We start from the raw sequence: 26,655 nt of genomic DNA, 5'->3' as shown, positions 1-26,655 counted from the left end.
ACCATGATCAAGGCGCTTTCCATCGCGGCATCCGGCATGGAAGCCCAGCAGCTCAACATGGACGTCATCGCCAACAACCTGGCCAACGTCAACACCACCGGCTTCAAGAAGAGCCGGGCCGATTTTCAGGACCTGCTCTATCAGACCATTCGCAATGCCGGCGGCACCAGCAGCACCGGAACGGAAGTTCCAACCGGCATTCAGATCGGGCTCGGAACCCGGACTGCAGCCGTGCAGAAGATCTTCACCCCGGGCGACATCATTCAGACCGGCAACGAGCTCGACCTGGCGATCGAAGGCGACGGTTTCTTCCAGGTGCAGCTGCCCAACGGTGAAACGGTCTACACCCGCGCCGGCGCATTGAAGAAGGACAGCACCGGCCGCCTGGTCACCTCCGACGGCTATCCCGTCATCCCCGAGATCACCATCCCCGAGAATGCCACCCGGGTAGCCATCCACGAAGACGGAACCGTTGAAGCCTTCCTCGACGGAAGCTCGGCCGGCAGCCAGATCGGCCAGCTCGAGTTGGCCACCTTCAGCAACCCGGCCGGCCTGTTCAGCATCGGCCGCAACCTGCTCAAGGAAACCCCGGCCTCCGGCGCACCGACAACGGGCATTCCCGGAGAACTCGGTCTGGGCACCATCTCCCAGGGCTATCTCGAAGGGAGCAACGTCAGCGTCATGGAGGAAATGGTGGCCATGATCGCCGGCCAGCGGGCGTACGAGATCAATTCCAAGGCGATCAAGACCGCCGACGAAATGCTGCAGATGACCAACAACCTGGCCTGACGGATCGCAACGATGAAATCCTGGCTTTCATGCATCCTGCTCCTTCTGTTCTCGACCGGCGCCGCGCAGGCGCTGACCATCGACTGGCGCCAGCGTGCTATCATCGATGGCAGCGAACTGACCCTGGGAGAGATCGCCGACATCGAGGCGGACCGGAACATGAAAGCCTACCTGGAGAACCTGCGCCTGGGACCGGCTCCGCGACCGGGGCAGGAAGTCAGAATCGACAGCCTTGAACTGCGCCAGCGGCTTCTCCAGATCGATCCGGACCTGTCCGGCAGCGTATTTACCGGTGCCGATGTCGTTGTCGTGAAAAGAGGCGGCATCCGCGTCGGAACGGAACGCCTGCGCCGGATCCTCGACGACTACCTTGTCAAACAGAGCCGGAACTACCCCGGCGTCCGGCTCTCGTTCCAAAACCTGCAGTTCCCGCCCCCCTTCGTTCTGCCGAGGGGAGAGCTGCGCAGCGAGGTGCGTCCGTCCGATCCCGACCTGCTCAAGACCCGCAGCTTCAACCTGATCTTCCGGGTCAACGGCCGGGTCGAACGCAACCTGACCGTTCGGGGGGAGGTCGTCGGCCGGGCCAGGGTTGCCGTTCTGACCCGGGATCTGCCCAGGGGAACGCTGCTCGGCGCCGACGACGTAACCCTGGCCGAACGCGAGATCAACCGTCTTCACCAGCCGTTTTTTCAGATGGAAGAGCTGCCGGGCAAGAAACTGAAACGCTCCCTGCGCCGTGGCGACGTCCTCACCCACGGCGTGGTCGCAACACCGCCCGTCGTCAGGCGTGGCCAACCGGTCACCATCGTTCTCAGAAGCGGTGCCCTCAGTCTGTCCGCCAAGGGCATCGCCAAACGGGACGGCAAACCGGGCGAAACCATCCCGGTACGCAACATCGGATCACAGAAGATCATACTCTGCCGGGTCACCGGACCCGGGCAGGTCAGGGTGGAGTTCTGACCATGAAGAGAACCTGGCTGATGATAGCTCTTGTCCTTCCGCTCGCGGCCTGCGCTCCACCGCCGCAGGCACCGCCCCCACAGCTTCGGGGCGCCATTCCGGCTCCGCCGTCCCCGCCCCCACCAGACCGGCCGGCCGGCTCGATCTGGGCCGATCGCGGCGGCGACCTGTTTACTGACCTGAAAGCGCGGCGGGTGGGCGACATCGTGACCGTCGCCATCTACGAACGGGCAAGCGCAAGCAAGGAGGCCACGACAGAAACGGACCGTTCGAGTTCGATCTCGGCCGACATCACCAAATTCTTCCGTTTCGAGAAGGACCTGGCTCACCTGGCCAGCGGCATCGACCCGGCCAAGCTCCTGTCGGCCAGCTACAAGAACGATTTCCAGGGCGGCGGCAAGACCACCCGCAAGGAAGACCTGGTCGCCACCCTGACCACCCAGGTGGTCGAAGTGCTGCCCAACGGCAACCTGCGCATCGAAGGGAACAAGGCGGTCACGGTCAACAACGAAACCCAGTACATCCAGCTGACAGGACTGGTGCGGCCGACCGACATTACCTCCGGCAACATCGTCGATTCGAAATACATTCTCGACGCCCGCATCGCCTACACCGGCAAGGGTGTGGTCAGCGACAAGCAGAAGCCTGGCTGGATGACCCGGGTTCTCGACAACATCTGGCCCTTCTGAGGCTCGGGAGGCTTCGTCCATGCGGTATCTGAGCATCATCATTCTGACACTCATCTTCGCCCTTCCCGCCCAGGCGGTACGCCTCAAGGACGTCGCCCATCTCGACGGTGTCCGTTCCAACCAGCTGGTCGGCTACGGACTGGTCGTGGGTCTCAACGGAACCGGCGACAGCAAAAGCACCCAGTTCACCATTCAGTCCCTGGTCAACATGCTCGACCGCATGGGCATTACCGTCAACCGGAACGACGTCAAGATTTCCAACGTCGCCGCGGTCATGGTGACGGCGCAGCTGCCTCCCTTCGCCAGTCCCGGCAACAGAGTCGACGTCACCATTTCGTCGATCGGCGATGCCAAATCCCTCGCCGGCGGCACCCTGCTGCTCACTCCCCTGCAGGGACCGGACGGAAAAATCTACGCCGTCGCCCAGGGGCCGGTGGTCGTCGGTTCCCTCTCCTTCGGCGGCAAGGCCGCCAAGGTGCAGAAAAACCACCCGACGGTGGGACGCATACCGGCAGGCGGCATAGTCGAACAGGGCGTCCGGATTGACTTGCCGGCAGACGGCCTGCTGACCTACCGGATGGACGACAACGATTTCACCACCGTCGCCCGCATCGCGCAGGCGATCAACAGACATTTCGGATCCGACATATGCCGTCCGAGGGACGGCGCCAGCGTCAGCATCCGCCTGCCGGAATCCTACCGGGGACGGCTCGTCGGTTTCCTGAGCGAAGTCGAAAACCTCGAGATCCAGCCGGACGCTCCCGCCCGGATCGTGGTCAACGAAAAGACCGGCACCATTGTCATGGGCAGGGATGTCCGTATCGATACCGTCGCCGTTTCGCACGGCAACCTCAGCCTGGTCATCAACGAACAAACCGAGGTCTCCCAGGCTCAGGCGCTGGCTCCCGGAGGCAAGACCGTCGCCAGCCCGAAAACGGACATCGAAGTCAGTGAAGGCAGCGGTGAGCTGGTCGTTCTGCCCATGGGGGTATCGATCGCCGAAATCGCCCGGGCACTCAATGCCATCGGCGCCTCGCCACGCGACCTGATCGCCATTCTGCAGGCGATCAAGGCATCGGGCGCCCTGCATGCCGAACTGGTCATTCTCTGACGGGAGTAAAGCATGAAGATCCCCGGTCTTCTTCCGACTGAACTTTCATTCGGAAAAGGGGAAAAAACATCGGACAAAAACGCCGAACTGCGTCAGGCCTGCCGCGAATTCGAGGCCCTGTTCATCCAGTCGATGCTCAAGGGCATGCACGCGACCGTGCCCGACAGCGGCCTGCTGGACAAGGACGCCGGCAGAGACATCTACCGGGAGATGATGGATATCGAAATCGCCCGGCAAATCGCCGGTCGGGGCAACGGCCTCGGCATCGGCCGGACCCTGTACGAACGGCTGAGCCGTCAACAGACCAAAAACAGGATTCCCTAGGGACAGCAGCCCCCCCGGGAATGCCCCTGCTCTTTTCTGTGATTTTTTGCTAAACTTGACGCCGTCTTGCGTCGATACGAGGATCAGGTAAAGAATCAACTGCCATTGCCAACTCTTTACCACTGCTCCCGATGGAGCCGTTGCCCCGAAGGCATTGCCAACAAAGGTGGACATCATGACTGTCAAGATTCACACCGGAAAACCATTGATCAACACGGGCAGGATGGGGGAACCGAACACGCAACCGGATCGCAAGGAGAACAAGGTTGCCGGCGAAACCACACCCGCGGTCGACAAAGTCAAAATATCTTCCTTCGCCCGCGAGGCCGCCCGGCTGGATCGGTCGGAACCGGCCAACGACGCCGCCCGAGCCGAAAAAGTGGCCAGGCTGAAACAGCAGGTGGCCGATGGCAGCTACGATCCCGATCCGGAAAAGGTCGCCAAAAGTCTGCTCAAGTATATCTTCGAGGACCGTTGATCCGATGAATGCCACAGCCAGGGAAAAGATGGAACAGCTCCACGGGCTCATCCTCGAGGAGCGCCAGTGCGCCATCGATCTCGATACCGATGAACTTGTCCGTCTGGCCGAAGCAAAAAACAGGCTGCTGGCCGAACTGCGCGAACTCGACCTCGGCAGCCAGGATCCCGAAGAACAGGCGCTGGCGGAAACCATCCGTGAGGAGAACCGCCGCAACGCCTACCTCTTCTGGTCTTCGCTGAACTGGGTGCGGGACATGCTCAATTTCTACAGCCGCCAGATGACCGAACCCGCCTACAACCCGGCCGGCCAGAGAGTCGAAATCACCGGCGGCGGAAAACTCCTTTCCGGGAAGGTCTGACATGGGTGGTATCGTCAACGCTCTGAACGCGGCCAAAACCTCCATCACCACCCAGCAGAAGGCCATCGAGGTCGTCGGCAACAACATCGCCAACGTCAACACCCCCGGCTATTCGCGACAGACCCCCAACCTGACCCCCTACCCGACTCTCGCCTTCGGTGATTTCTTCATCGGCCAGGGAGTGCGGGTCGGCTCCATCGAACGCGCCCACGACGCCTTTCTCACCGGCGAAATCCGCCAGAAAAACGCCGATTTCGGGCAGGAAAAGGCCAAGACCTCGCCGCTTGCCGAAATCGAGGGTTCCCTGCCCATCGACGACACCGGCCTGGTCGCCGACATCGACCGCTTTTTCGACGCCTGGCAGGAACTCTCGACCAACCCGGACGGCAGCGTCGAACGTGAACTGGTCATCCAGTACGGACAGCGTCTGTCGCAATCGTTCGACACGGCCTGGAATCGCCTGGAAGACATTCGCGGCAACATCGACAACACGCTCGTCAGCAAGGTCAACACCATCAACCTGAAACTGCGGCAGGTCGCCGATCTGAACAAGAGGATTTCAACCGTCGAATACGCCGGCCACGCGGCCAATGCCGAACGCGACCAGCGCGACCAGCTGATCAAGGAACTGGCCGGGGAGATCGGCGTCTCCGCCGTCGAGGACAAGGTCGGCATGATCTCCCTGCAACTTCCCGGTGGACTCCCCCTGGTCGAGGGGGGGATCGCCCTGCAGCTGGAAACGGTTCACACCACCGGTGGCGTGCAGATCAACGTCAACACCAGTTCGGCTTCCCTCAAGGTTCCACGCAGCGGCTGGGGCGGTGAATTCCGCGGCCTGCTCGACACCCGTGACCAGTTGATTCCGGACCTGCAGGGACGCCTCGACCAGCTGGCCTACGATCTCGCCACCCAGGTCAACGGCCTGCACCGGGCAGGCAGCGGACTGGATGGCGTCAGCGGCCGCGATTTCTTCGTCCAGCCAGCCGCTGTCAGCGGCGCCGCCACCCTGATGGCGGTCGCTGTCACCAGCACCACCGAAGTGGCCGCCGGTGTCAGCAGCGCCCCCGGAGACAACGGCAACGCCTTGCAGCTGGCCACTCTCAAGGACACCAGCTTTGTCAACGGCACCGATACCTATACCGAATGGTACGGCAAAATCACCTCCACGATAGGCATCGAAGCCAGCCAGAACAGACTGGCGGTCAGCGGACTGCAGGACAGCCTCGATCAACTGGAGAACCTGCGCGAGTCCACGGTCGGCGTCTCCATCGAAGAAGAGATGATCAACCTGCTGCAGTACCAGAAGGCGTTCGAGGCCTCGGCCAAGTTTCTGAGCACGGTCGACGAAATGATGGACAGCGTTCTGATGATCAAGAGGTAAACCATGCGCGCTACCATGGGAACAACCTACCGCAGCCTGCTCGGGAACCTGAACCGGATCAACTCCCGTCTCGAGGAATTGCGCGTGCAGACGGCCAGCGGCAAGAAGCTGCAGCGCCCCTCGAACGATCCCTCGGCCATCCGGCCGACCCTCTACGCCCGCGCCGATATCGTCAGCGCCAACCGCTTTACCCGCACCATCAACGCCGGCATCGATCGGATCGACAACCAGGACTACTATCTCGACAACATGGAGAACATCCTGGTGCGGGCCAAGGAAATCTCCATCGCGGCGGTCAACGACAGCCTCAACGCCGAAGACCGTCTGACCTATGCCAACGAGGTGGCCCAGCTGCGCAAGGAACTGTTCGACATGGGCAACGCCCAGTTCGACGGCAAGTACCTCTTTTCGGGGCACCAGATCCATACCAGACCCTTTGTCGAAAACCCGGCCTACGATCCGGTCAACGATCCACGCCCGGTCCTGTACAACGGTGACAACGGAGCCTTCAACCTGGCGACCGGGCCCGGCGAGGTAACCCGCGTCAATATCACCGGCAATGCCCTGCTGCTGGGCGATGCCGACAATGACGGTGTCACCGACCCCGACGGCACCGACGTCTTCGGGGTTATGAAACGCCTCGAGGATGCCCTGCGCAATAACGATTCGGCGGCAATCGAAGCGGAAATGTCCGGTCTCGAGTCGAGCATGGAACAGGTGCGGCGGCATCGCAGCATCATGGGGAACAACGGCAGCCGACTCGAAGAAGCGCTGGGACGGATGGAAAACATGGAAATCCGCATGCGCGAGATTCTCTCCCGCTACGAGGACGCCGATCTGGTCGAAACCATCGCCAACCTGAAGAAGCAGGAATCGGCCCTGCAGGCCGCCCTCGCCGTCACCGGCAGAATCTCGGAACTGTCGATACTCAACTACCTCTGAAACCGGCCGGAGCCAACACGGGACACCGGTGCCCGTCCTGGTCGGACCGGAAACGGATCACCTGACATGGAACTGGAAAAATCGCATCGCCTGCCACAACCGATTTTCTCCAACATCCTGCTAAACGAAACGAACGATATGGCCGATAAGAGCCATGGAGGGCAAGGATGCTCGTACTGACTCGCAAAAGCGGAGAAGGAATCATCATCGGAGACGATATCAGGATCACCGTCGTCGAAGTGCGCGGCAACAGCATCAGACTGGGCATCGACGCGCCGCGTTCGAAGAAGATCCATCGTCTCGAGGTCTACGAACGGATCACCAACGAAAACCGGAAGGCGACGCAATGGGAACCTGTGGATCTGCAAGCCCTGAGCCGAAAACTCGACACAAACAAAAAACAACCGCGGCCATGAAAATCACCGGCACCCGATTCGGGGATATCGAATACCAGGAAGCCAACCTTATCCACTTTCCCGAGGGCCTGATCGGCTTCGAACAACTGCGCGACTTCGTCGTCATGCCCAACCGGGAAGGAAATCTCCTCTTCTGGATCCAGAGTGTCGAGGACAAGGACATCGCCTTTCTGCTCACCGAACCGGGCAACTTCTTCCTCGACTACAAGGTCGTTCCCGACAAGACCGAAATGGCCAAGCTGAACATTGCGCGCCCCGAGCAGGCCCATGCCCTCGCCATTGTCACCATCCACCCTGACAAATCGGTCACCCTCAACCTGGCTGCGCCGCTTCTCTTTGCCCCGGAAACCAACCGCTGCCTGCAGGTCATACTCGAAGGCGCCCCCTACAACACCCGCACCCCGCTGCCGACCGTCTGACACAACCATGTGCCAAAAGAGCAGGACGAAAAAATCCCGCATGGAAGCGGGAGCCGACTCGGCCCCCCTCAACTTTCGTCTCGACTGGGGCGTGCACACCATTTTTCGACTGCTCAGTTCCTACCGGTTCCAGACGGTACTCGACATCGGCTCGGGTTCTGGTGAACACAAGCGGTTTTTCGAGTATTTCGGCAAACAGGTGTACAGTGTTGACCTGTTCCACCAGGCCGATTACTGCGGTGATTTTCTCGAAATCGACTTCGATCGTCGCTTCGACGTCATCTGGTGTTCGCACGTTCTCGAGCATCAACGCAATGTCGGCCTGTTTCTCGACAAGGTCTTCAGCCTGCTTCCCGAAAGGGGCATTTTGGCTCTCACCGTCCCCTACCACCCACGCGAACGCCTGATTTCGGGACACATCAACAATTTCAGCATCCCCCTGCTCTGCTATCATCTGATCATGGCCGGTTTCGACTGCAGCAAAGCGCAGATTCTGGGAACTTTCGAAACCAGTCTCATCGTCCGAAAAAAGGAAGCCATCCATCCGGAAAGAGGCAAATCATCGGCTCATGGTGCCGATGCCGGGTACGAGTTCGCCGGAATTCAGGACTACTTTCCCTTTCCGGCAACCCAGGGTCGTGAAATTACAGAAGCCATGTTCAACTGGGGTGATCCTGGCTGCTACATTCTGCCGCGGCCCGCAATCCAGGTGCCGGCCAATATTGAGTCAAAAAATCTACAAACCTATCCTCAATTCTGCCCACAGCTCAGGTTTGCCGACGGCTGAGCGATCTGCTTTTGCACATGGCTGCCAAAGTGAGAAAAAAATCGGCCAAAAGCAAAAGGCCGACCGCACACCCGCCCGAAATTCAAGCCGCCCTGAACCTGGCCATAACCTGTCACGAGCAGGGAAACCTGGTCACGGCGGAACGCATCTACCGCGACATCCTGCGTCAAAAACCGTCCTGCGCCCAGGCTTTGCACATGCTTGGGGTTGTCGCCAGCCAAACCGGACACTTCGAGGAAGCCTCCGAACTCATTAGCAAGGCCCTGCAGCTGGCACCCGATGACCAAAACGCGCATTTCAACCTTGCGGTCTGTCTGCAACATCTGGGCAATCTGCAGCAAGCCGAACGACACTACCGCACAACGCTGAAACTCGCTCCGAAACGCAACGATGCCCGCGCCAATCTGGCCATTGTCCTGCGCGACCTCGACCGGCTCGACGAAGCCATCACCCTGTTGCGCAAAGCCGTCGAACAGGAACCTGACCACCCAGAGCTACTGAACAACCTGGCAACCCTGGTCAAAACCAGAGGAGATTTCGAAGACTCCATCCCCATCTATCGCAAGGCCCTGGCAATAACTCCAGAGGATGCAGAATTGCATTTCAACCTGGCCGGCAGCCTGCTGGTGACCGGAAAGCTGGAACCTGGCTGGCGGGAATACAGCTGGCGCTGGCGTTCTCAGGCATTCATGGCTGCCAATCCGGTCAGACCTGTTCCCTACCCCATGTGGCAGGGAGAGAACCTGGCCGGGAAAAGACTATTCATCCGGCGCGAGCAGGGGATCGGCGACGAGATCATGTTCGCTACCTGCCTGCCCGATCTGATGGCCGTGGCCCGGCATTGCACAGTGGAATGCGACCCCCGCCTATCCGGACTGTTGCGACGCTCTTTCCCCGGGATTCACATCTGTACCGCCAACGATCCCCTTCCGGCAAAGACCGACATCGATCTGGCCCTGTTTGCCGGGGACCTTCCTTCACTTTTCCGGACAAACCTGCAGCATTTTCCGACACCGTCCCCCCGACTGATGGTCGACCCGAAGCTGGCCGAGCAAATTGACCGGCAGCTCGCCACCCTGGTCGCGAAGGACAAACCCCTCATCGGGCTGTCATGGCGTGGGGGGCGGGAACCAAGGGTCCGGGCGACCCGTTCCATCCCTCTGTCGCAATGGGCCCCATTGCTGAAAGGATTCGAGGCACACTGGATCAACCTGCAATATGGCGACTGCCAAGCCGAGCTCGAAGCAAGCGGGCTGCCAATCGTACAGCTGCCCGGCATCGACCCCATGGCCGACCTCGAAAGCTTCGCCGCTCTGGTGCAAAGACTCGATCTGGTCATCTCCATCGACAATTCCACGGTACACCTTTCCGGTGCCGTCGGCACCCCCTGCTGGGTTCTTCTCCCCAAAGCTCACGACTGGCGCTGGTTCTCGCCATTGGAAACGTCCCCCTGGTACGATTCCCTGCGCCTGTTCCGCCGTTCCAGCCAATACGCCTCCCCCTCTTCACTGTTCTGCACCATTTCCCAGGCACTGACCCGCTTCTTTCCTACCCCTGTCTCCAGAAAAAACTAAAGCCATTTCCGGCAACAACCGATACGTGACGGTGAACGCGGGGAATACCTGGCCAAGGAGGTTGACCATCTAACGTGGATTGTGGCCGCCCCATGGAGGTTCGACACACTGTTCCAAAGCGGGCACGGAAGCCCGCCAAAAAACACTTCACGGAGGAAATGGACAATGGCACTGACAATCAACACCAACATCTCTTCTCTCAACGCCCAGCGTAACCTCAACAAGTCTCAGGGAGCCTTGGCCAAATCGATGCAGCGCCTCTCTTCGGGTCTGCGCATCAACAGCGCCAAGGACGACGCCGCCGGCCTGGCCATCGCCAACCGGATGACGGCCCAGATCCGCGGCCTGAACCAGGCCGCCCGCAATGCCAACGACGGTATTTCCCTGGCCCAGACGGCGGAAGGTGCCCTGCAGGAGAGCACCAACATTCTGCAGCGCATGCGTGAACTGGCCCTGCAGTCGGCAAATGAAACCAACAGCAGCTCCGACCGCAAGTCCCTGCAGGCCGAGGTGAGCCAGCTGGTGAGCGAACTCGACCGCATCGCCACCACCACCACCTTCAACGGCCGCCGGGTTCTCGACGGTTCCTTCTCCGGGGCGACCTTCCAGGTCGGTGCCAACGCCGGTGAAACCATCTCCTTCACCATCGGCAGCGCCAAGGCCGCCAGCATAGGCTTCATCGCCAAGGGGACCGGCAGCGAGGTCAGCGCCAACAACGCTACCGACATCACCATCTCCGTCGGCGGCGGCGCTACTTACAACATCGCCAACAGTGCCAACTTCGCCCACAGCACCGACACGACCTACCGTGGCGGCGACTCGGCCTACGCCAAGGCCGCAGCCATCAATGACGCCGGTATCGCCGGTCTTACCGCCACGGCGTCCACCAGCGGCAACACGACCTTCGCCGCCGTCGGCGGCACCAGCGGTGACACCTACACCCTGAAGGTGAACGGCGTGACGGTCTACAACAACGCCGACGTGTCGACCGCCCTCAGCGTCACCGATGTTCGCGATGCCATCAACGCCGTTTCCGGCCAGACCGGCGTCATCGCCAGCTCTGACGGCAGCACCCTGACCCTGACCGCTGCCGATGGCCGCAACATTGTGGTCGAGGAGAGCGGCACCGGCTTCACCACAGGCACCGACGGTATCAACAACGGCAGTGGCGACTTCGCGGCCGCCGCCAGCGACACCCTGCGCGGCAAGATCGAACTCTCGGCCCTCGACACCATCGCCATCGGCGGTACCCAGGCCGACATCGGCTTCACCGCCGCCGGCATCGCTAAGGATACCCAAGGCCTTGACTCGGTCGATATTTCCACCGCCAGCGGCGCCCAGGAGGCGATCAAGCGCATCGACTCCGCTCTCGGCTCCATCGACTCGATCCGCGGCGACCTCGGTGCGGTGCAGAACCGCTTCGAAACCACCATCGCCAACCTGCAGAACGTTGCCGAGAATCTCTCGGCCGCCCGTTCGCGTATTCTCGATGCCGACATCGCTCAGGAAACGGCATCGATGACCAAGAGCAACATTCTGCAGCAGGCCGGTGTCGCGGTTCTGGCTCAGGCCAACCAGGCTCCGCAGCTGGCCCTGTCTCTGCTGCAGTAACCGGGAAGCTGGGTACGGGGGCCGGATCGGCGGCCCCCGCCCTTTCCTGAACAGACGGATGGTTAGCGAAGGGAGGCTGGCATGAGCATCACGGCAATTACACCGGGAGGGGGGCTCGGTCCTCCCAAAACCCAGGAACCGGCGGAGCAGGTCCGTCAGGACCGGTTGCCGGTACAGGATCTCCCTGACCCCGAAAAAGCGGAAAAGAAAGTCAATTCCGAGGAACTGTTCGACAGGATCAAGGAACTCTCCCAAGACGGCCAGTACAGCGTCCGGTTTGAAATGAACGAAGATGTCAACGCCCTGGTCATCCGGGTTGTCGATCGCCAAACAGGCGAAGTCATTCGCCAGATACCGAACGAAGAGCTGCTCAAGTCGATCAAGGCCCTGCAGGATCTGCGCGGCCTGATGGTCGACATGGAAAGCTGAAGAAGGCGAAGAGGCATCACAACATGACGATCAACTTCAACGGTCTGGCAACTGGTATCGACACCGCGTCCCTCATCGACGGGCTGATGGAGGTCGAACGCAAACCGGTCGAGACCCTCAAGCTCGACCGTGACTACCAGAACGCCCGTCTCGACGCCTACAAAACTCTGGGCAACGCGCTGACGGAACTGCTCGGCAAGGTCAGGGATCTTGCCAAGGCGGACGACCTACAGGGACGAAAAAGCCAGGTAACCGGTGAGCCCCTGGTTTCGGTCAGCACGACCACATCCTCCGCCATGGAGGGGAGCTACCAGATCAAGTCGTTCAGCTTCGCCCAGGTGGAGAAGGATATCTCCCAGGGCTATGCCGACAAGACCGCCGCGTCGTTCGGTACCGGCACCATCACCGTCACTGTCGGCGGCGTAAGTCACGACATCACCATCGACAGCACCAACAACTCCCTGGAAGGGATCGTGGGCGCCATCAACGACGCCAATCTCGGGATCATGGCCGCCATCATCAACGACGGGACCACCAGCCCGTACCGGCTGGTGGTCTCAGGCAAGACGGCAGGCGATCCCGCCGACGTCGGCTTCGACATTGACTTTTCGGGATTGACCGGCGGCAGCTACGCCAATCCCGTTCTGACCGAAACGCAACAGGCGAGCCAGGCGCACGTTCAGGTTGACGGTGTCGACATCTACAGCAACAGCAATGTCTTCACCGACGCCATTCCGGGCGTCACCTTCAGCGTCGACCAGGCCGACGGCGGCGCCACCACGGCAACCCTGACCGTGACAATCGATCGGGACGCCACCAAGAACAAGATCAAGTCCTTTGTCGACAGTTACAACAAGATCATGACGTTCGTCTCCAGCCAGTCGGCAAAGGACGGCCAAAACGCCGGAGTGCTGGCGGGCGATGCCGGCATGAACAGCATCAAGCGTCGTCTGCAGAACCTGCTCACCACCGTAGTCGATACCGGCGGCAGTTTCCAGAGCCTGGCCGACCTCGGGCTGGAGACCCAGCGGGACGGAACCCTGGTAGTCGACGACACCCAGCTGTCCGACGCCATCGACCGTGACCTCGACAGCATCGTCAGCCTGCTTGCCGGCAACGACACCACCGAGGGCATAGCGACCAAATTCGAAACGACGCTCGAATCCCTGACCGATGACAGCACCGGTTTTCTCACCTCGCGCGAGGAAAGCATCAACCGCACCATCGAACGGATCAATGCCAATATCGAGCGCATTCAGGACCGCCTCGACAAACGGGAACAGCGTCTGCTCGACCAGTTCAACGCCATGGAAACCCTGGTGAGCGCCCTCAACGCGCAGGGCGATTACCTGACCCAACAGATGACCATGCTGCAAAACATGTGGAGTAAAAAATAATGAATGCCTTCTGGAACCAGTATCAGCAGAATCAGGTCAATCAGGCACCCCCCGAGCAGATTCTGATCATGCTCTACGACGCCGCCATCCGTCACACGGTCCGCGCCATCAAGGGATTGGCCAACCGCGACATGGTGGCCAAGGCCGAAGGTATCAGCAAGGCCATGCATATCATCACCACCTTCTCCGACACCCTCGACCACCAGATCGGCGGCGAAATCGCCGAGAATCTCGATGCCCTGTACAATTTCATGGTGCGCGAGCTGTCAAGGGCCAACCTGAACAACGATCCGGCACCGCTGAAAAATGTCGAATCCCTGCTGCGCGAACTGCGAGCCACCTGGACCGAAGCCATCGAGGCCTACCAGCAACAGCAGGCCGAAAAACGGGCCGAACGTGCAGGCAAGAATGCCGCGGCCGGATACGCGCAGATGATGCCCTAGGAGCAAGCGTCCATGAAACAGGAACAGAGCCTCTACGAACTGATGAAAGTTTGCAACGAACACTACCGGCACATGTTGCGCTTCATGGAAGAACTCTACGCCGACATGCCGAAAACCACCACATTCGCCGTCAGAGAGTCGCTGCGCAGTCTCGGACAGATGCAGAACCGGGCAAAACAGCTCGACGGCGAGCTGAGGCGTCTGGTGCAGCAGACCGGACTGGAAAGTCTGCCGGAAGATCTTCTTGCCATACGCCGGGAGCTGCTTGCCGATGTGGCCAGGGTCAACAGCTTGCTGGTCGACCGGATCGAAGGTAAGATCGTCGTACTCGACAATGAACTGCGCCAAAACCGTCTGGGACGTGCGGCCATGACCGGCTATCGCAGCGCCGGCCCCCGGAGAGGACAGGTTGTCCACGTCAATTTCTGACTCTCGCTCATGCCATACGCCGGAAATTCCGGCAGGTCTGAATCATGGAGACGATCGAACTGTTGGCCGACAACCAGGTGGTGCGCATCAACGTTCCCCTTATCGGACGCCGCACCCTGAGTCTCGACTGCATCCCCGAACGCGTCGAGAACGGCTTTTTTGACGTCTCCTTCTTCCCCGACCAGCTTCCGGCCGAAGAGCTCGACCTCGAAGGTCAATGCACCCTCTCCTTCGATGTCAGCGACATGGTTTATATCGTCAGGGCCCGCATCGACAGCCTGTCGGCATCCGGCAAACTGCGCCTGATCAATGTCGAGAGCTTTTCGAGCGGGCAGAAACGGGAATATTTCCGTATCGACACCGAGCTCTCCCTGCTCTACCGCCCCGTCGACCAGGACGAGGAACACGCCGCCGAAAAGACCAGGGTCAACCTGAGCGGCGGCGGCATCCGCTTTCCTGCCAGTACCCATTTGCGCCTGCGCGACAAGATCATGGTCAAGCTCTGTTTCGGTGACCTGACGGAAATCGACGCCGAATGCGTTGGCCAGGTCGTCCGCATCGACGAAAAACGGGGAGGACACATGGAGGTAGCCGTCGCCTTTCTCGACATCTCCCCCAAGGATCGCGACAAGATCATCTCCTACTGTTTCGCCCGCCAGCGCGAACAGCTGCGCAAAAGAGTCCGGGTCAAGGATGACAGACATGGAGCCGGATGATGAAGGATCTTGCTTCCGACCTGCAAGAAGGCAGCCTGTTGAGCGTCACCATTCCCATCGCCAGGGGGAACAGGGTCACCCTCGACGGAGCAGTGGAAGAGACAGCCGATCCCCTGATCATCCGAATACAGAAAACCGACGAGAACGAACCGGCCATCGACGACCACCAGGAATGGGTTCTGACCCAGGAGCTCGGTGACAGGGTTCACCTCTACCATGCCGGACTGGTACGGATTCTCGGTCCCCGCCGCTATGCGCTGACCCTCAGGGACAGGCAGACCCACAAATCGACCCGAAAATCATGCCGCATCCAGGCCCGGGTCCGCATTCGGGAATGGACCGGCCACAGCGCCTGGTCCCGCCTGCGCAAGGCCAAACCGCGTCAGGTGACGTTGAGCACGAGCGGCATCTGCTTTCTGACCGACGATCATTTTCATCCCGGCCAAAAAGTCAATCTCGAGATCAGCCTCCCCGGTCATGCTTTTCGCCCGGTTCAGGTTACGGGCCAGATCATCAGGGCCCTTCCCAAGGGTGCCGGCAAACAGGAAATAGCCGTCGCCTTTCTCAATCTCTCCAGCGAAGATTCCGATATCATCGAAACATTCTTCATCCGCGAACAGTTTCGCGTCATGACCGATCGCATCAGGCTGCTCGGCGAAGCCCTGAGCCCGAGCCTGACCGAAAAAGAAAACGGCGGGAAAACCTGACCTTTTCATCCTCCGGGTAAACCTTTGCCGCAAGGCAGCCGATACGAAAGTCATGAGTCTGATCAATCCGCTGGCCGCGCCCGCGGCCCCCACCGCCAATCCCGGCGCCGTGCTGTCCAGAGAAAGCCGGGAGCAGAATCTGCGCCGTGACCAGATCGTCCGGGCATCGGTCGTCGAGGGCGGTCTGGAAAGGGTGCTGCTGCAGGTCGACAGCAAAACGTACTGGGTCGAGACGGAAGTCCCCCTCGCCAAGGGGCAGAAACTCGACCTGCAGCTGGCCGAAAATGGTGAAGGGCTCGTACTCAAACTGCTCTTTCCGTCCATGGACGACCACATACGACGGGTGCTGCACCTGGTCGGCCGCCAGTTGCAGGTTGAACATCTGCTCGGTTTGCTATCGGAAAAAAACGGATTCTCGCCGGACAAGGTACCGGACACTGCCCGGGCTTTCCTGGCGGCCATGCACCGCGCCCTGGAAGAGCCGGAAAGAGTTGACGGCCGGATCCTGCGCACCATCCTCGAGTCTCTGGGGCTCGACTTCGAACGACAGTTGGCAGATGGCAAAACGGACGAAGCACTGGGTTGCCTGAAAGGACTGCTGCTCAGGTTGCAGGCAGAGGGTTCGGAACACCCTCGAGAAGAGGTCAGGCTTTCAATGCAACTGCTTGAATCGATGCAGCTTTTTCATGCCAGACTGGCCCGGGACGGGCTCTTTTTTCTCCCGCTTCCCCTCCCCTTCATCGACTACGGCTACCTGCTGTACGAAGAGGGGCGGCCGAAGGACAAAGACGGACAGAAAACGGACCGACTGCGCATTCTGCTCAGCATGAGCGCCATCGGCACGGTCGACATCAAGCTGCTGAAAGACGAATCCGGACTCGATCTGCGCCTGGAAGTAGAGCGGGAAGAGGTTCTGGCCGCCGTGAAAGAGTTCCGGCAGGAACTGCAGGACGCCCTGACCCCCCTGGGACTGCGCTCCATGCATCTGACCCGGGGAAGGGTGCAGCCGGAACGACATCTGCTGCATCTGTTGACTGGCGGAACCCGCGGCGTTCTCGACACGAGGATCTGACGATGACCGGACAGGCGAACGAACACCTGGCGACCGCGCTGCGTTACGACCCGAAGAAAGACAGGGCACCGAAAATCGTCGCCACCGGCAGAGGCGAACTGGCCCGCCGGATCATCCAGGCGGCGGAAAATGCCGGCGTCCCCATCGTCGCCGACGGCGATCTGGTCGAAGTGCTGGCCAGAATGCCCCTCGATACGGAAATCCCGGAAGATCTCTACCAGGCGGTCGCCGAAGTTCTCGCCTTTGTCTACCGCCTCAACCGGTGCTTCGCCGACAGCACGGAATCTCCTCAGGCCTGATCGAAAGCCAGCCCCAACTCCTGCATGAGCACGCGATAAACGTCGCGATCGGAGGCCGAAAAGCAGCAGAAAACGATTTCGTCGAATGCGTCGGCGTGAACATCGACAAAAGCCGCGACCTCGTTCAGCGCAATCCGGCATGCCTTCTCGACGGGAAATCCGTAGGCGCCGGTGCTGATTGACGGAAAAGCGACGCTTCGCAAACCGTTCTCCAGGGCGAGCCTCAGGCAATTGCGGTAGCAGGACGCCAGCAGCCCCTCTTCGTCGCGACCGCCCCCTTTCCACACCGGACCGACGGTATGAATGACATGGGCGGCCGGCAGCGCAAAGCCGGGTGTCATCTTGGCATCGCCGGTCTCGCAGCCCCCCAGACGACGGCAAGTCTCGCGCAGCTCCGGTCCGGCGGCCCGATGGATGGCGCCGTCAACACCGCCGCCTCCCAGCAGCGTCCGGTTGGCGGCATTGACGATCGCATCGACCTTCAGCCGGGTGATATCCCCCAAAACCAGCCTGTAACGCATGAGCAGTCACCTCCGTTTGTCGCCGGAACGTCCACCCTGCCGCCAGACAGCAAAATGAAACTCCGGATTATTTTTTTCAACAATGAACGACAAATTACGATTAAAATTTATCGTCCATCGCACCGCGAAATGAATTTTATTTTTATTCCAACAGATTAGGCGATTTTTTCTTGCCCATGTTGTTTTAATCATTATAATGGCGTTTGTTTTGCTTGCCGCGCGACACCAGTTATATGATTATCCGCAACCACACCCACAGCGATGAATCCGCCGTTTCCGGAACGGTCGAGAAAGACTGGACCTACGCCGAGGTTCTGCGCAACCTCGACATGGGCATTCTCATTCTCGACCCGCAGCAACGCCGTATGCTGTTCGCCAACCCGGCCCTCGGCAAGATCCTGCCCGACCTGGGAGACGCCCCCAGCTTCAACACCGTCGCCGGTTTCTTCCCGGGCATCGATGACGCCAGCCGCCACGGCGCCAAACCCGGCACCATCAACCACGGCAGGCAGATTCTCGGCTACACCATCTACCCCGTGGCGGAAAAACATCTCTGCCTGCTCGTCCGCGACATCACCCGCAAGACCCGGCTGGAATCGATCGCCCAGGCGGTCAACACCATGGACAATCTGGGTTTCATCTTTTCGGGCATAAGGCATGAGATCGGCAACCCGCTCAACTCCATCAAGATGACCGCATCGGTCCTGCGCAAGAACCTGGATCATTTCAGCCGCGAAAACATTACCGAGTACATCGACCGAATCTACCACGAAATCCTGCGCATGGAATACCTGCTGAAGTCGCTCAAAAGCTTCAGCATGTTTGAAAAGGTCGACAACCGGCCTCAGCCGCTCAAAGAATTCATCGTACACTTCTCGTCGCTTATCCGTCGTGATCTCGAGGCCAAAAACATCCGCCTGCTGACCGTCCTTCCCCCCAAAGAGATCCTGGTACTGATGGATCCGCAGGCCCTGCACCACGCCCTGCTCAATATCGTGACCAATGCAGCCGATGCCCTGGCCGGCCGGCCGTCTCCATGCATCCGCATCGAGGCCCAGGGCAACGGCAGCCTCGCCTGGCTGACAGTCGAAGACAACGGCTGCGGCATGAACGAAGAACAGCTGACACAGCTCTTTCAGCCTTTCTGCACCAGCAAGCCGGAAGGGAACGGCCTCGGGCTGGTCATCACCCAGAAGCTGTTGGCCAAGATGAACGGCAGCCTGGAGATCACCAGCCGCGAAGGGATCGGCACCCGTGCCGTCATCGCCCTGCCTCTTCACGACAGGAACGAACCGTCCACCCTTCCTGCGCACGACATGGAGACATCGGGACTCACATGAAGCACATACTGCTGGTCGACGACGAAAAACCCTTTCTGCTCAGTCTCAAAGACGGTCTGCTGGCCACGGGAAAGGGCTACCGGCTGTTTCTGGCCGGCAACGGGCGGGAAGCCCTGCAGATATTGAGCGGCGAAAAGATCGATCTGCTGGTCACCGACCTCAAGCTGCCGGTGATGGACGGCTTTCAGCTTCTGGCCCATGTTTCCCGAAGCTATCCGACCTTGCCGGTCATCGTCATGACCGCTTTCGGCACGCCGGAAATCGAGGAGCGCCTCTCCAGCCATTCGAGCCTGCACTACCTGGAGAAACCCCTCGACATCGACCTGCTGGCCGAAACCATCGACCGGGCGCTGACCGCAACCGGCCGGAGCTACATCAAGGGCATCTCGCTGTCGACCTTTCTCCAGCTCATCCACATGGAGAAGAAGACCTGTACCCTCAAGGTCCACAGCCGCGGACGTGCCGGCTATCTCTATCTGCGCGGCGGCGAACTGATCGACGCCGATACGAAAGACCGGAGCGGGGAACAGGCGGCACTGCAGATCGTGGCCTGGGACGAGGCCGAAATCGAGATGGACGACATCTGCCGGAGGCAGCAGAAACGGGTCGATGCGTCACTCGAGTTCATCCTCATGGAAGCCTTCCGCCTGAAGGACGAGGCGGCAAGGAATGCCGCAGAAACCGGCGGAGAAACGCCCGAGAGCCCAACGCAAGACGCCAGCAACGAAACCCGTCGGCTCGATGCGTTGACCCGGGCACTGCAGGAGCATCCGGGCATCAGGGAATACGCCGTTTTCGACGGGCACAACTTTCTCGAACGGCACAGTTCGCCCCCCTGCTCCATCACCCATCTCGATCCGTCCTACTACCTGAGCATCTGCTCGGAGATGAAAAATCTCTTCGCCTGCGGCAACCTGCGTTACATGCTCATCCAAGGCGACGGCGGCAAGACCATCCTTTTCGCCCACCCGCCCTACAGGGTGGCGACCAGTCTGCAGCCCGGGGCCAAACCGGCCCGAGTCTTCGCCGAACTGAAATCAACGCTGGCCCACGAGGCCTGATCTGGGCAGGAGGCACACCATGCAGCAGCTCGTAACCGAAATCAAGTCCATCCCGGGCGTCATCGGCGCCTGCTGCTACCATTCCCGAAAGGGGCTGGTCGCCAACAGTCTACCCGGGTTGTTCAAGACGGATCGACTGAACGAAATCGGCCGCCTGCTGGCCAAGATTCTGGCCGCCGGACGACTCAACTTTCCCGATCTGTCCGACCTGACCCTCCAGTATGAGGAAACCGCCATCGTCTGCCGGCCCATCGATCAGAATACCTGCCTGGCCATCCTCTGTGATCCGGCGATCAACATGAACCTGCTGGGCATGTCCCTCAACCTGGCGATGGAAAACTTTCAGCCGGCAGTTTCCGGAAGCCAGACGGCAGCGGCCAGAACCGATGCCCTGCTCCCCGACGAGCCGCTGCCCGAAGCGGCGGAAACAATGCGCCGGCTGCTGGCCAAGGTCGTCGGTCCCATGGCCAGCATCATGTTTGACGAAGCCTTGACCGAAGTCAGACGAACCGGTGCCGGCGGCGACAACCTGCTGAACGGCCTGCTGAGCGTCATCGTGCGGGAGATCGGAGACGAGGAGATGGCGGCCCGCTACCGCGAGCTGGTCACCGCGGAACTGAAGGGAAAGAGCTGAGATGGACACGCGGAAAGCTTCGGCAAGTGAGCGCTTCGCCCGCCGCATCAGCCAGATCGACGGCGTCGCCTCCTTTGTTCTGGTACGGCGGGACGGCCGGGTCATCACCCACAATCTGGACGATCCGGACGACCTGGCGGCCCTGACCACCCTCTGCGGGTTGCAGGCCGACAGCATCGCCCGGGCCCTCGGCTTCAGCCAAATCGACACCCTCATGCTCAGACGCAAGGAAAAGGAGCATCTCGCCCTGTTCAAGCTCGACAGATACTTTCTCGGCATCATCCAACGGCCTGACAGCGACAGTGAGAAACTGGCGCAGGATGTCCGCAGCTTTCTCGCCACCCTCAAACCCCGGACCCCCAGGAACTGAAGGAGGCCAAACCGATGTCCGTTCCCGGCAGGATTATCATTCATTCCGTGATTGCGCTCTATCTGATTCTGTCGCCGCCGGCGGCGCCGGCGGCCGACAACCTGAGCTCTTTCGACCAAAAGGCCCTGCGGGACGCCCGCGAGTGCTCGGCGCAGATCATCGACCAGTTCGAACTGCTGCTCACATCGGGGCAGCTGACGATGGCGCAGCTCTTCGACACCTTCTACATCCCCATCCCCAATACCAATCCGCAGAAGTTTCACACCCAGTACGACCAGAAACTGGACGGCATCCTGCGGCCGATTCTCGACGACTGCCTGGCCCGGGAAAAACGATACATTTTCGTCGTGGCCGTCGATCGCAACGGCTATCTGCCGACCCACAATGCGAAGTATTCACAGCCGCTGACCGGCGATCCGGACGTCGACACCAGGCGCAACCGGACCAAACGGATCTTCAACGACCGCACCGGCCTGGCGGCGGCGCGCAACATCAAACCCTACCTGGTGCAGCACTACAGCCGTGACACGGGCGAAACGATGGCCGACCTGTCAGTGCCCATCTTCGTTCGCGGCCGGCACTGGGGGGCCCTGCGCATCGGTTACAAGAAGTAGACTGCCGGATATAAGTTTTTTCACCCTCTGTCAGGGCCGGCTTCATTTCATTTCAAGGAGGTCAATGCAATGTTCAATCGGGTAGGCACCAGGGTCGCCGTTCTGGTCAACCTGGTCATTTTCGTGGTGATGGCCGCCGGTTCCTTCTACGTCATCACCCAGCAGAGCCAGAGCCTCGAGGACCAGCTCCTCGAACGCGGACGGATCGAGGCCCTGGTCGGCGCCAGGATGGTGGGCAGGGTGCTCGAAGAAGCCATCGACAACGGCGTCTTCACCGTCAGGGAGGCGTTCGACACCAATTACGTTCCCATTCCGGGATTCGACCCGCCAAAATACCATACGGTCTATGACTCCTACATGGACAAGGCCATCCTTGCCCTGGAGGACGAATTCCTCAAGGACGAGAGTGTCGTCTTCGCCGTCGCCGTCGACATCAACGGCTATCTGCCAACCCACAACACCCGCTATCAGCAACCGATCACCGGCGACAAGAAGAAAGACCTGGTCGGCAACCGAACCAAGAGGATCTTCAACGACCCCGTTGGCATCAAAGCGGCCAAGAACACCCGGGAAACCCTGCTTCAGGTCTATCATCGCGACACCGGCGAAACCATGTGGGACATCTCGGCTCCCATCTATGTCAAGGGCAAGCACTGGGGAGCTTTTCGCATCGGCTTTTCGCTCAACAAGACCCGCATGGCCCAGGCCAGGCTCAAGGCCACCCTGCTGATGATCATGGCCGGCATCCTGGCCGTCTCCATCATCGCCGTCTTCGTCGTGGTCAACGGCACCATGAAGCCCCTGACCCGGTTCACCCGGATCGCCTCACAACTGGCCGACGGCAAGGTCGACCAGAAGATCGAGGCCAAGGGCAAAGACGAAATCGCCCAGCTGGCCGACGTGCTCGAACGGCTGCGCATCAGCCTGAAGATGGCAATGGATCGCCTGAGCCGTAAATCCTGATGTAACAAGAAGGGCCCTCACCTTGCGGTGAGGGCCCTTCTGTTCGCATCGGCAAAACCGTCTATTCTCTCAACTGGTATCCCTCCCTGGCAGCCTCCTCGTCCAGTACCCGCAGGGTCGGCGGGCCGCCTTCGGGCAGCTCGGGACGGGGAAAAAGCAGCTCCCAGTAGCGCCCATCGGCGGGATCCCGGTAAAGGATGGTCCGCCGCTCGTCATCCTGCGCCACGGGCTGCAGATAGTCGCTGGTCAACCAGAGAATCCGCTGCCAGGTCGCGTCCTTCTCCATCCGGCTGCCCAGATCGAGCCAGAGACCGGTCAGAATCCGGTCATTTTCCTTCAACCGCCAGTCTCGTTCCATCGCTGCATCCATCTCTCAACCTCCGGGCGGAATCTCGCAACAGCAAGATAATCATTCCCAATGCCGCCGAAAAGATTGCCTTCACCAGAATTCAACGGCAACTCTCAGACCTCCAGGCCGATATCGACATTCAGTTCATCGGCAACCCGCTGCAGGCCCTCGTCAAGCCTGGAGCTGTCAGCGCCCTCGGGAAGCTGCACATGGATGTCCATCAGATAGAGCGTCGTGCCGCTGCCGGGTGAGGCAACCACGTTCGATTTCAGATCGACGATATTGACACCGTTGTCCGCGAGAAAACGGCTCACCTTGTAGACTATGCCCGCTTGATCGACCCCTTCGACATGAACGACCGCCGCCGCGCCACCCCGGCCGGCAACCGGGCTCCTTTTGCTCAGCGGCCGGACGAAGGCGGAAATCCCCTTTTCCCGCTCGAGCCGTCGCGTCTCGCGCTCGAGCAACGCCTCAACATCCTCCTGCCGGCTGTTGAACAGCAAGATCAGGGCAAACTCGTCCGCCAGCTGGTTCATGCTGGTCTCCTCGAGATTGCAGCCGTTCTCGAAAAGGATGCGGGTGACATCGGCGACGATGCCGACACGGTCACGCCCGAAGGCGGTCATGATGAAGCGTTTTTCCATCTCTGTCTCTCCTTGAAACCAGGGCAAATCGAGAAAGTCAAGGTTTCGGTACCGGGTAGAACGGGCGTCCCTCGGCCAGAATCCTCTCTCCGAGCCGACCGCACGGCCACAGGTCCGGTTGCAGCAGCTTATCAGCATCGTCTGGCGACTTCAAGAAATCCGGATTATTCGGCGGGGCTCAATTTTCGCCCGCATCCGGTCGAAAAGTTATACTGATATTTTTCAGATGCAGGTTCAAACCAACCGACAACGGAGGTCATGAGATGAAAATCGCCATTTCCACCGGCGGCGGCGACTGCCCCGGCCTCAACGCCGTCATCCGCGGCGTCGTCCGCTCGGCCATCTACCAGTACGGCTGGGAGGTCATCGGCATCCGCGACGGCCTCGACGGGCTGGTGCACGGCTGGGATCCGATCCCCCTCGGGCTGGACCAGGTCAAGGGCATCCTGTCGCGCGGCGGCACCATCATCGGCACCACCAACAAGGGCAATCCCTTCTGTTACGAGCTGGAGGAGAACGGGCGCAAGGTGGTGCGGGATCTCTCGGCCCGGGTGGTGGAGAATTTCCGCAAGACCGGGGCCGACGCCCTGGTCATGGTCGGCGGCGACGGTACCCTCGGCATCGGCAAGCGGCTGATGGAGCTCGGCATCCCCTGCGTCTTCGTCCCCAAGACCATCGACTGCGACGTGGCGGCCACTGACACCACCTTCGGCTACCACACCGCCGTCCACATCGTCACCGAGGCCCTCGACCGGCTGCACACGACCGCCGAAAGCCACCGTCGCGCCATGGTGGTCGAAGTCATGGGGCGTTACGCCGGCTGGATCGCTCTCGAGGCCGGCATCGCCGGCTCCGCCGACGTCATTCTGCTGCCGGAGATCCCCTACGACCTCGACGCCGTCTTTCACAAACTGGAAACCCGCAAGAAACTGGGGCGCAACTTCTCGGTCGTTGTCGTCGCCGAAGGCGCCCTGCCGAAGGAAGGAAGCCGCGTCGTCGCCGTCAGCGCCGAGCAGAACGCCGGCGTCGAACGCCTTGGCGGCGTCGGGGCCATGGTGGCGCACCAGATCGAACAGGGACTGGGCATCGAAACCCGGACCGTGGTGCTCGGCCATGTCCAGCGCGGCGGCACACCGACCCATACCGACCGGATCCTCGGATCCCGTTTCGGCGTCGGGGCGGTCGAACTGATCCGGCGCAAGGAATTCGGCAAAATGGTCGCCCTCAGGGGGCAGCAGATCGTCTCCGTCCCGGTCAAAGACGCCATCAACCACCTGCGGCTGGTCGATCCCGACGGCCAGCTCGTCGCCACCGCCGAGGCGCTGGGGATCTGCTGTGGCAGGTAAAAAGGATCTGCGCTCGAACCTCTCCCAGACTACAAAAATAAACGAGCCCGGCTACTTTCGTAACCGGGCTCGGGTCGAAATCGGGAATTGCCGTCTCACCCCTGGCTGGCCTTGAGAGCCTGGTCGAGATCGGCGATGATGTCCTCGATATCCTCGATGCCGACCGAAACCCTGACGAAGTCGGGAGTGACACCGGCAGCCAGCTGCTCTTCGGCCGAGAGCTGCTGATGCGTGGTGGTCGCCGGATGGATGACCAGGGTCTTGGCGTCGCCGATATTGGCCAGGTGGCTGGCCAGCTTGACGTTGTCGATGAACTTTGCGCCCGCTTCGGCGCCGCCCTTGATGCCGAAGCCGAGGATGGCGCCCTGCCCTTTGGGCAGGTACTTGCGGGCCCGCTCGTAGTCGGGATGGTTTTCGAGACCGGGATAGTTGACCCAGCTGACGCAGGGATGCCCTTCGAGGAACTTCGCCACCGCCAGGGCGTTTTCGCAATGGCGCGGCATGCGCACATGCAGGGTTTCCAGCCCCTGGAGGAACTGGAAGGCGTTGAACGGGGAAAGGCAGGGGCCCATGTCGCGCAACAGGGTAAGGCGCATCTTCAGGATGTAGGCGAGCTCGCCCAGGGCCTCGTGAAAAACCAGCCCGTGGTAGCTCGGGTCGGGCGTGGTGTATTCGGGGAAGCGGCCGCTCGACCAGTCGAACCTGCCGCTGTCAACCACCGCGCCGCCGATGCTGGTGCCGTGGCCGCCAATGAACTTGGTCAGCGAATAGCAGACGATGTCGGCGCCGTGGTCGATCGGCCGGAACAGGACCGGCGTGGTGACCGTGTTGTCGACGATGAAAGGCAGGCCGTTGTCGTGGGCGATACGGGCCAGAGCCTCGAAATCGTCGACGTTGTTCTTCGGATTGCCGATCGATTCGGTATAGATCGCCTTGGTGTTGTCGTCGATGGCGGCGGCAACCTCGGCCAGGTTGGAGGTGTCGACGAACTTGACCTCGATCCCCATCCGGGCGAAGGTGTGGTGGAACAGATTGTAGGTGCCGCCATAGAGATAGCTGCTGGAGACGATATTGTCGCCCGCCTTGGCCAGGTTGAGAATGGCCAGGGTGATGGCGGCCGAGCCGGAGGCGACGGCCAGGGCTCCCACGCCGCCGTCGAGTTCGGCCAGGCGTTTTTCGAGTACGTCCGTGGTCGGGTTCATCAGCCGGGTGTAGATGTTGCCCATTTCCTTCAGGGCGAAGAGGTTGGCGGCGTGTTCCGACGAATCGAAGGTGTATGAAGTCGTCTGGTAGATGGGCACGGCGCGGGCGTTGGTGGTCGGATCGGGGACCTGTCCGGCGTGCAGGGCCTTGGTGCCGAGTCTGTAGCTGGTTTCTTCTGACATGGCAATCTCTCCCTCGTGTGAAATTCGATAGTTGAAGAATCAAGCAAACAATACAAACAAAGTCAAGAAAAATGCCGCAATTCTACAGTTTTAT

At 60.6% G+C, this 26,655-nt stretch carries 33 protein-coding genes; 29 read left to right on the top strand and 4 right to left on the bottom strand.

Going from position 1 to position 26,655, the window contains the following annotated elements:
* The first annotated feature begins 3 nt into the window (after positions 1 to 3).
* The 22 genes from flgG to EDC39_RS01660 all read left to right on the top strand — a co-directional run bounded on the left by flgG (position 4) and on the right by EDC39_RS01660 (position 17,334).
* Positions 4 to 789: a flagellar basal-body rod protein FlgG gene (flgG, locus tag EDC39_RS01765; RefSeq protein WP_148894371.1), complete on the top strand. Its 786-nt coding sequence runs from the start codon at positions 4 to 6 to the stop codon at positions 787 to 789.
* Between the two features lie 12 nt (positions 790 to 801).
* Entirely contained in the window at positions 802 to 1,749 is a 948-nt protein-coding gene (gene flgA / locus EDC39_RS01760) for a flagellar basal body P-ring formation chaperone FlgA (protein ID WP_148894370.1), read from the top strand.
* 2 nt (positions 1,750 to 1,751) lie between these two features.
* Positions 1,752 to 2,438 carry a flagellar basal body L-ring protein FlgH gene (locus EDC39_RS01755; RefSeq protein WP_148894369.1) on the top strand — a complete coding sequence of 229 codons (687 nt, stop codon included), beginning with the start codon at positions 1,752 to 1,754 and terminating at the stop codon, positions 2,436 to 2,438.
* A 19-nt stretch (positions 2,439 to 2,457) separates the two neighbouring features.
* Positions 2,458 to 3,549 carry a flagellar basal body P-ring protein FlgI gene (locus EDC39_RS01750; RefSeq protein ID WP_148894368.1) on the top strand — a complete coding sequence of 364 codons (1,092 nt, stop codon included), beginning with the start codon at positions 2,458 to 2,460 and terminating at the stop codon, positions 3,547 to 3,549.
* A gap of 12 nt (positions 3,550 to 3,561) precedes the next feature.
* Positions 3,562 to 3,873: a rod-binding protein gene (locus EDC39_RS01745; protein WP_148894367.1), complete on the top strand. Its 312-nt coding sequence runs from the start codon at positions 3,562 to 3,564 to the stop codon at positions 3,871 to 3,873.
* A gap of 175 nt (positions 3,874 to 4,048) precedes the next feature.
* Complete coding sequence (gene flgM / locus EDC39_RS01740; protein ID WP_148894366.1) at positions 4,049 to 4,351, top strand: flagellar biosynthesis anti-sigma factor FlgM; 303 nt, start codon at positions 4,049 to 4,051, stop codon at positions 4,349 to 4,351.
* A gap of 4 nt (positions 4,352 to 4,355) precedes the next feature.
* Positions 4,356 to 4,712 (top strand): hypothetical protein, encoded by a 357-nt coding sequence (locus EDC39_RS01735; protein WP_148894365.1) that lies wholly within the window; start codon positions 4,356 to 4,358, stop codon positions 4,710 to 4,712.
* Position 4,713: 1 nt separating this feature from the next.
* Positions 4,714 to 6,093: a flagellar hook-associated protein FlgK gene (gene flgK, locus EDC39_RS01730; RefSeq protein ID WP_148894364.1), complete on the top strand. Its 1,380-nt coding sequence runs from the start codon at positions 4,714 to 4,716 to the stop codon at positions 6,091 to 6,093.
* A gap of 3 nt (positions 6,094 to 6,096) precedes the next feature.
* Positions 6,097 to 7,035 carry a flagellar hook-associated protein FlgL gene (gene flgL, locus EDC39_RS01725; protein ID WP_148894363.1) on the top strand — a complete coding sequence of 313 codons (939 nt, stop codon included), beginning with the start codon at positions 6,097 to 6,099 and terminating at the stop codon, positions 7,033 to 7,035.
* Positions 7,036 to 7,202: 167 nt separating this feature from the next.
* Positions 7,203 to 7,451 (top strand): carbon storage regulator CsrA, encoded by a 249-nt coding sequence (gene csrA, locus EDC39_RS01720; protein WP_148894362.1) that lies wholly within the window; start codon positions 7,203 to 7,205, stop codon positions 7,449 to 7,451.
* Entirely contained in the window at positions 7,448 to 7,870 is a 423-nt protein-coding gene (locus EDC39_RS01715; protein WP_148894361.1) for a flagellar assembly protein FliW, read from the top strand. Before csrA ends, EDC39_RS01715 begins: the two co-directional genes overlap by 4 nt.
* A gap of 40 nt (positions 7,871 to 7,910) precedes the next feature.
* Positions 7,911 to 8,657 (top strand): class I SAM-dependent methyltransferase, encoded by a 747-nt coding sequence (locus tag EDC39_RS01710; RefSeq protein ID WP_187426593.1) that lies wholly within the window; start codon positions 7,911 to 7,913, stop codon positions 8,655 to 8,657.
* Between the two features lie 17 nt (positions 8,658 to 8,674).
* A complete protein-coding gene (locus tag EDC39_RS01705) occupies positions 8,675 to 10,231 on the top strand; it encodes a tetratricopeptide repeat protein (RefSeq protein WP_148894359.1) in 1,557 nt (518 codons plus the stop codon).
* 165 nt (positions 10,232 to 10,396) lie between these two features.
* Positions 10,397 to 11,842 (top strand): flagellin N-terminal helical domain-containing protein, encoded by a 1,446-nt coding sequence (locus EDC39_RS01700; RefSeq protein ID WP_148894358.1) that lies wholly within the window; start codon positions 10,397 to 10,399, stop codon positions 11,840 to 11,842.
* Between the two features lie 81 nt (positions 11,843 to 11,923).
* Positions 11,924 to 12,271, top strand: coding sequence for a flagellar protein FlaG (locus EDC39_RS01695; RefSeq protein ID WP_148894357.1), 348 nt, complete (start codon positions 11,924 to 11,926; stop codon positions 12,269 to 12,271).
* Between the two features lie 23 nt (positions 12,272 to 12,294).
* Positions 12,295 to 13,668, top strand: a complete 1,374-nt coding sequence (gene fliD, locus EDC39_RS01690) for a flagellar filament capping protein FliD (RefSeq protein WP_148894356.1) — start codon at positions 12,295 to 12,297, stop codon at positions 13,666 to 13,668.
* Positions 13,668 to 14,111: a flagellar export chaperone FliS gene (gene fliS, locus EDC39_RS01685; protein ID WP_148894355.1), complete on the top strand. Its 444-nt coding sequence runs from the start codon at positions 13,668 to 13,670 to the stop codon at positions 14,109 to 14,111. Before fliD ends, fliS begins: the two co-directional genes overlap by 1 nt.
* A 12-nt stretch (positions 14,112 to 14,123) precedes the next feature.
* Positions 14,124 to 14,540 (top strand): hypothetical protein, encoded by a 417-nt coding sequence (locus tag EDC39_RS01680; RefSeq protein WP_148894354.1) that lies wholly within the window; start codon positions 14,124 to 14,126, stop codon positions 14,538 to 14,540.
* A 44-nt stretch (positions 14,541 to 14,584) separates the two neighbouring features.
* Positions 14,585 to 15,256: a flagellar brake protein gene (locus EDC39_RS01675; RefSeq protein WP_148894353.1), complete on the top strand. Its 672-nt coding sequence runs from the start codon at positions 14,585 to 14,587 to the stop codon at positions 15,254 to 15,256.
* Positions 15,256 to 15,963, top strand: coding sequence for a PilZ domain-containing protein (locus EDC39_RS01670; protein ID WP_187426592.1), 708 nt, complete (start codon positions 15,256 to 15,258; stop codon positions 15,961 to 15,963). Before EDC39_RS01675 ends, EDC39_RS01670 begins: the two co-directional genes overlap by 1 nt.
* A 52-nt stretch (positions 15,964 to 16,015) precedes the next feature.
* The gene (locus EDC39_RS01665) at positions 16,016 to 17,035 is read left to right on the top strand and encodes a flagellar hook-length control protein FliK (protein WP_148894351.1); all 1,020 of its coding nucleotides are present in this window, start codon (positions 16,016 to 16,018) and stop codon (positions 17,033 to 17,035) included.
* Between the two features lie 2 nt (positions 17,036 to 17,037).
* Entirely contained in the window at positions 17,038 to 17,334 is a 297-nt protein-coding gene (locus EDC39_RS01660; RefSeq protein WP_148894350.1) for an EscU/YscU/HrcU family type III secretion system export apparatus switch protein, read from the top strand.
* Here the strand turns inward: EDC39_RS01660 and EDC39_RS01655 are convergent.
* A complete protein-coding gene (locus EDC39_RS01655) occupies positions 17,325 to 17,855 on the bottom strand; it encodes an O-acetyl-ADP-ribose deacetylase (RefSeq protein ID WP_148894349.1) in 531 nt (176 codons plus the stop codon). The genes EDC39_RS01660 and EDC39_RS01655 overlap by 10 nt on opposite strands.
* 233 nt (positions 17,856 to 18,088) lie before the next feature.
* Here EDC39_RS01655 and EDC39_RS01650 point away from each other — a divergent pair, with 233 nt between their 5' ends.
* The 6 genes from EDC39_RS01650 to EDC39_RS01625 all read left to right on the top strand — a co-directional run bounded on the left by EDC39_RS01650 (position 18,089) and on the right by EDC39_RS01625 (position 22,837).
* Positions 18,089 to 19,195 carry a two-component system sensor histidine kinase NtrB gene (locus tag EDC39_RS01650; protein ID WP_148894348.1) on the top strand — a complete coding sequence of 369 codons (1,107 nt, stop codon included), beginning with the start codon at positions 18,089 to 18,091 and terminating at the stop codon, positions 19,193 to 19,195.
* Positions 19,192 to 20,256, top strand: a complete 1,065-nt coding sequence (locus tag EDC39_RS01645) for a DUF4388 domain-containing protein (RefSeq protein ID WP_148894347.1) — start codon at positions 19,192 to 19,194, stop codon at positions 20,254 to 20,256. Before EDC39_RS01650 ends, EDC39_RS01645 begins: the two co-directional genes overlap by 4 nt.
* 19 nt (positions 20,257 to 20,275) lie before the next feature.
* Complete coding sequence (locus EDC39_RS01640; RefSeq protein WP_148894346.1) at positions 20,276 to 20,890, top strand: hypothetical protein; 615 nt, start codon at positions 20,276 to 20,278, stop codon at positions 20,888 to 20,890.
* Between the two features lies 1 nt (position 20,891).
* The gene (locus tag EDC39_RS01635) at positions 20,892 to 21,260 is read left to right on the top strand and encodes a roadblock/LC7 domain-containing protein (protein WP_148894345.1); all 369 of its coding nucleotides are present in this window, start codon (positions 20,892 to 20,894) and stop codon (positions 21,258 to 21,260) included.
* 14 nt (positions 21,261 to 21,274) lie between these two features.
* The gene (locus EDC39_RS01630) at positions 21,275 to 21,874 is read left to right on the top strand and encodes a chemotaxis protein (RefSeq protein ID WP_148894344.1); all 600 of its coding nucleotides are present in this window, start codon (positions 21,275 to 21,277) and stop codon (positions 21,872 to 21,874) included.
* Between the two features lie 69 nt (positions 21,875 to 21,943).
* A complete protein-coding gene (locus EDC39_RS01625; RefSeq protein ID WP_148894343.1) occupies positions 21,944 to 22,837 on the top strand; it encodes a HAMP domain-containing protein in 894 nt (297 codons plus the stop codon).
* 61 nt (positions 22,838 to 22,898) lie between these two features.
* On the opposite strand, the gene EDC39_RS01620 is transcribed toward EDC39_RS01625, so the two are convergent.
* Both EDC39_RS01620 and EDC39_RS01615 read right to left on the bottom strand, forming a co-directional pair.
* Positions 22,899 to 23,195: an Imm27 family immunity protein gene (locus EDC39_RS01620; protein ID WP_187426591.1), complete on the bottom strand. Its 297-nt coding sequence runs from the start codon at positions 23,193 to 23,195 to the stop codon at positions 22,899 to 22,901.
* 104 nt (positions 23,196 to 23,299) lie between these two features.
* Entirely contained in the window at positions 23,300 to 23,830 is a 531-nt protein-coding gene (locus EDC39_RS01615) for a glycine cleavage system protein R (RefSeq protein ID WP_187426590.1), read from the bottom strand.
* A 263-nt stretch (positions 23,831 to 24,093) separates the two neighbouring features.
* Between EDC39_RS01615 and EDC39_RS01610 the strand changes: the two genes are divergently transcribed.
* The gene (locus tag EDC39_RS01610) at positions 24,094 to 25,176 is read left to right on the top strand and encodes a 6-phosphofructokinase (RefSeq protein WP_148894340.1); all 1,083 of its coding nucleotides are present in this window, start codon (positions 24,094 to 24,096) and stop codon (positions 25,174 to 25,176) included.
* A 95-nt stretch (positions 25,177 to 25,271) separates the two neighbouring features.
* Here the strand turns inward: EDC39_RS01610 and EDC39_RS01605 are convergent, their stop codons facing one another.
* A complete protein-coding gene (locus EDC39_RS01605) occupies positions 25,272 to 26,561 on the bottom strand; it encodes a homocysteine synthase (RefSeq protein ID WP_148894339.1) in 1,290 nt (429 codons plus the stop codon).
* Positions 26,562 to 26,655: the final 94 nt, after the last annotated feature.

The organism is Geothermobacter ehrlichii, assembly GCF_008124615.1.
Classification (GTDB): domain Bacteria; phylum Desulfobacterota; class Desulfuromonadia; order Desulfuromonadales; family Geothermobacteraceae; genus Geothermobacter; species Geothermobacter ehrlichii.
Note: the sequence above shows the minus strand (reverse complement) of the source record. Positions and strands in the feature narration are given on the sequence as shown.

What these genes read in the sequence shown, in the direction of transcription:
- flgG (WP_148894371.1), top strand. Translation starts at nt 4, where the DNA reads ATGATCAAGGCGCTTTCCATCGCGGCATCCGGCATGGAAGCCCAGCAG.
- flgA (WP_148894370.1), top strand. Translation starts at nt 802, where the DNA reads ATGAAATCCTGGCTTTCATGCATCCTGCTCCTTCTGTTCTCGACCGGC.
- EDC39_RS01755 (WP_148894369.1), top strand. Translation starts at nt 1,752, where the DNA reads ATGAAGAGAACCTGGCTGATGATAGCTCTTGTCCTTCCGCTCGCGGCC.
- EDC39_RS01750 (WP_148894368.1), top strand. Translation starts at nt 2,458, where the DNA reads ATGCGGTATCTGAGCATCATCATTCTGACACTCATCTTCGCCCTTCCC.
- EDC39_RS01745 (WP_148894367.1), top strand. Translation starts at nt 3,562, where the DNA reads ATGAAGATCCCCGGTCTTCTTCCGACTGAACTTTCATTCGGAAAAGGG.
- flgM (WP_148894366.1), top strand. Translation starts at nt 4,049, where the DNA reads ATGACTGTCAAGATTCACACCGGAAAACCATTGATCAACACGGGCAGG.
- EDC39_RS01735 (WP_148894365.1), top strand. Translation starts at nt 4,356, where the DNA reads ATGAATGCCACAGCCAGGGAAAAGATGGAACAGCTCCACGGGCTCATC.
- flgK (WP_148894364.1), top strand. Translation starts at nt 4,714, where the DNA reads ATGGGTGGTATCGTCAACGCTCTGAACGCGGCCAAAACCTCCATCACC.
- flgL (WP_148894363.1), top strand. Translation starts at nt 6,097, where the DNA reads ATGCGCGCTACCATGGGAACAACCTACCGCAGCCTGCTCGGGAACCTG.
- csrA (WP_148894362.1), top strand. Translation starts at nt 7,203, where the DNA reads ATGCTCGTACTGACTCGCAAAAGCGGAGAAGGAATCATCATCGGAGAC.
- EDC39_RS01715 (WP_148894361.1), top strand. Translation starts at nt 7,448, where the DNA reads ATGAAAATCACCGGCACCCGATTCGGGGATATCGAATACCAGGAAGCC.
- EDC39_RS01710 (WP_187426593.1), top strand. Translation starts at nt 7,911, where the DNA reads ATGGAAGCGGGAGCCGACTCGGCCCCCCTCAACTTTCGTCTCGACTGG.
- EDC39_RS01705 (WP_148894359.1), top strand. Translation starts at nt 8,675, where the DNA reads ATGGCTGCCAAAGTGAGAAAAAAATCGGCCAAAAGCAAAAGGCCGACC.
- EDC39_RS01700 (WP_148894358.1), top strand. Translation starts at nt 10,397, where the DNA reads ATGGCACTGACAATCAACACCAACATCTCTTCTCTCAACGCCCAGCGT.
- EDC39_RS01695 (WP_148894357.1), top strand. Translation starts at nt 11,924, where the DNA reads ATGAGCATCACGGCAATTACACCGGGAGGGGGGCTCGGTCCTCCCAAA.
- fliD (WP_148894356.1), top strand. Translation starts at nt 12,295, where the DNA reads ATGACGATCAACTTCAACGGTCTGGCAACTGGTATCGACACCGCGTCC.
- fliS (WP_148894355.1), top strand. Translation starts at nt 13,668, where the DNA reads ATGAATGCCTTCTGGAACCAGTATCAGCAGAATCAGGTCAATCAGGCA.
- EDC39_RS01680 (WP_148894354.1), top strand. Translation starts at nt 14,124, where the DNA reads ATGAAACAGGAACAGAGCCTCTACGAACTGATGAAAGTTTGCAACGAA.
- EDC39_RS01675 (WP_148894353.1), top strand. Translation starts at nt 14,585, where the DNA reads ATGGAGACGATCGAACTGTTGGCCGACAACCAGGTGGTGCGCATCAAC.
- EDC39_RS01670 (WP_187426592.1), top strand. Translation starts at nt 15,256, where the DNA reads ATGAAGGATCTTGCTTCCGACCTGCAAGAAGGCAGCCTGTTGAGCGTC.
- EDC39_RS01665 (WP_148894351.1), top strand. Translation starts at nt 16,016, where the DNA reads ATGAGTCTGATCAATCCGCTGGCCGCGCCCGCGGCCCCCACCGCCAAT.
- EDC39_RS01660 (WP_148894350.1), top strand. Translation starts at nt 17,038, where the DNA reads ATGACCGGACAGGCGAACGAACACCTGGCGACCGCGCTGCGTTACGAC.
- EDC39_RS01655 (WP_148894349.1), bottom strand. Translation starts at nt 17,855, where the DNA reads ATGCGTTACAGGCTGGTTTTGGGGGATATCACCCGGCTGAAGGTCGAT.
- EDC39_RS01650 (WP_148894348.1), top strand. Translation starts at nt 18,089, where the DNA reads ATGATTATCCGCAACCACACCCACAGCGATGAATCCGCCGTTTCCGGA.
- EDC39_RS01645 (WP_148894347.1), top strand. Translation starts at nt 19,192, where the DNA reads ATGAAGCACATACTGCTGGTCGACGACGAAAAACCCTTTCTGCTCAGT.
- EDC39_RS01640 (WP_148894346.1), top strand. Translation starts at nt 20,276, where the DNA reads ATGCAGCAGCTCGTAACCGAAATCAAGTCCATCCCGGGCGTCATCGGC.
- EDC39_RS01635 (WP_148894345.1), top strand. Translation starts at nt 20,892, where the DNA reads ATGGACACGCGGAAAGCTTCGGCAAGTGAGCGCTTCGCCCGCCGCATC.
- EDC39_RS01630 (WP_148894344.1), top strand. Translation starts at nt 21,275, where the DNA reads ATGTCCGTTCCCGGCAGGATTATCATTCATTCCGTGATTGCGCTCTAT.
- EDC39_RS01625 (WP_148894343.1), top strand. Translation starts at nt 21,944, where the DNA reads ATGTTCAATCGGGTAGGCACCAGGGTCGCCGTTCTGGTCAACCTGGTC.
- EDC39_RS01620 (WP_187426591.1), bottom strand. Translation starts at nt 23,195, where the DNA reads ATGGAACGAGACTGGCGGTTGAAGGAAAATGACCGGATTCTGACCGGT.
- EDC39_RS01615 (WP_187426590.1), bottom strand. Translation starts at nt 23,830, where the DNA reads ATGGAAAAACGCTTCATCATGACCGCCTTCGGGCGTGACCGTGTCGGC.
- EDC39_RS01610 (WP_148894340.1), top strand. Translation starts at nt 24,094, where the DNA reads ATGAAAATCGCCATTTCCACCGGCGGCGGCGACTGCCCCGGCCTCAAC.
- EDC39_RS01605 (WP_148894339.1), bottom strand. Translation starts at nt 26,561, where the DNA reads ATGTCAGAAGAAACCAGCTACAGACTCGGCACCAAGGCCCTGCACGCC.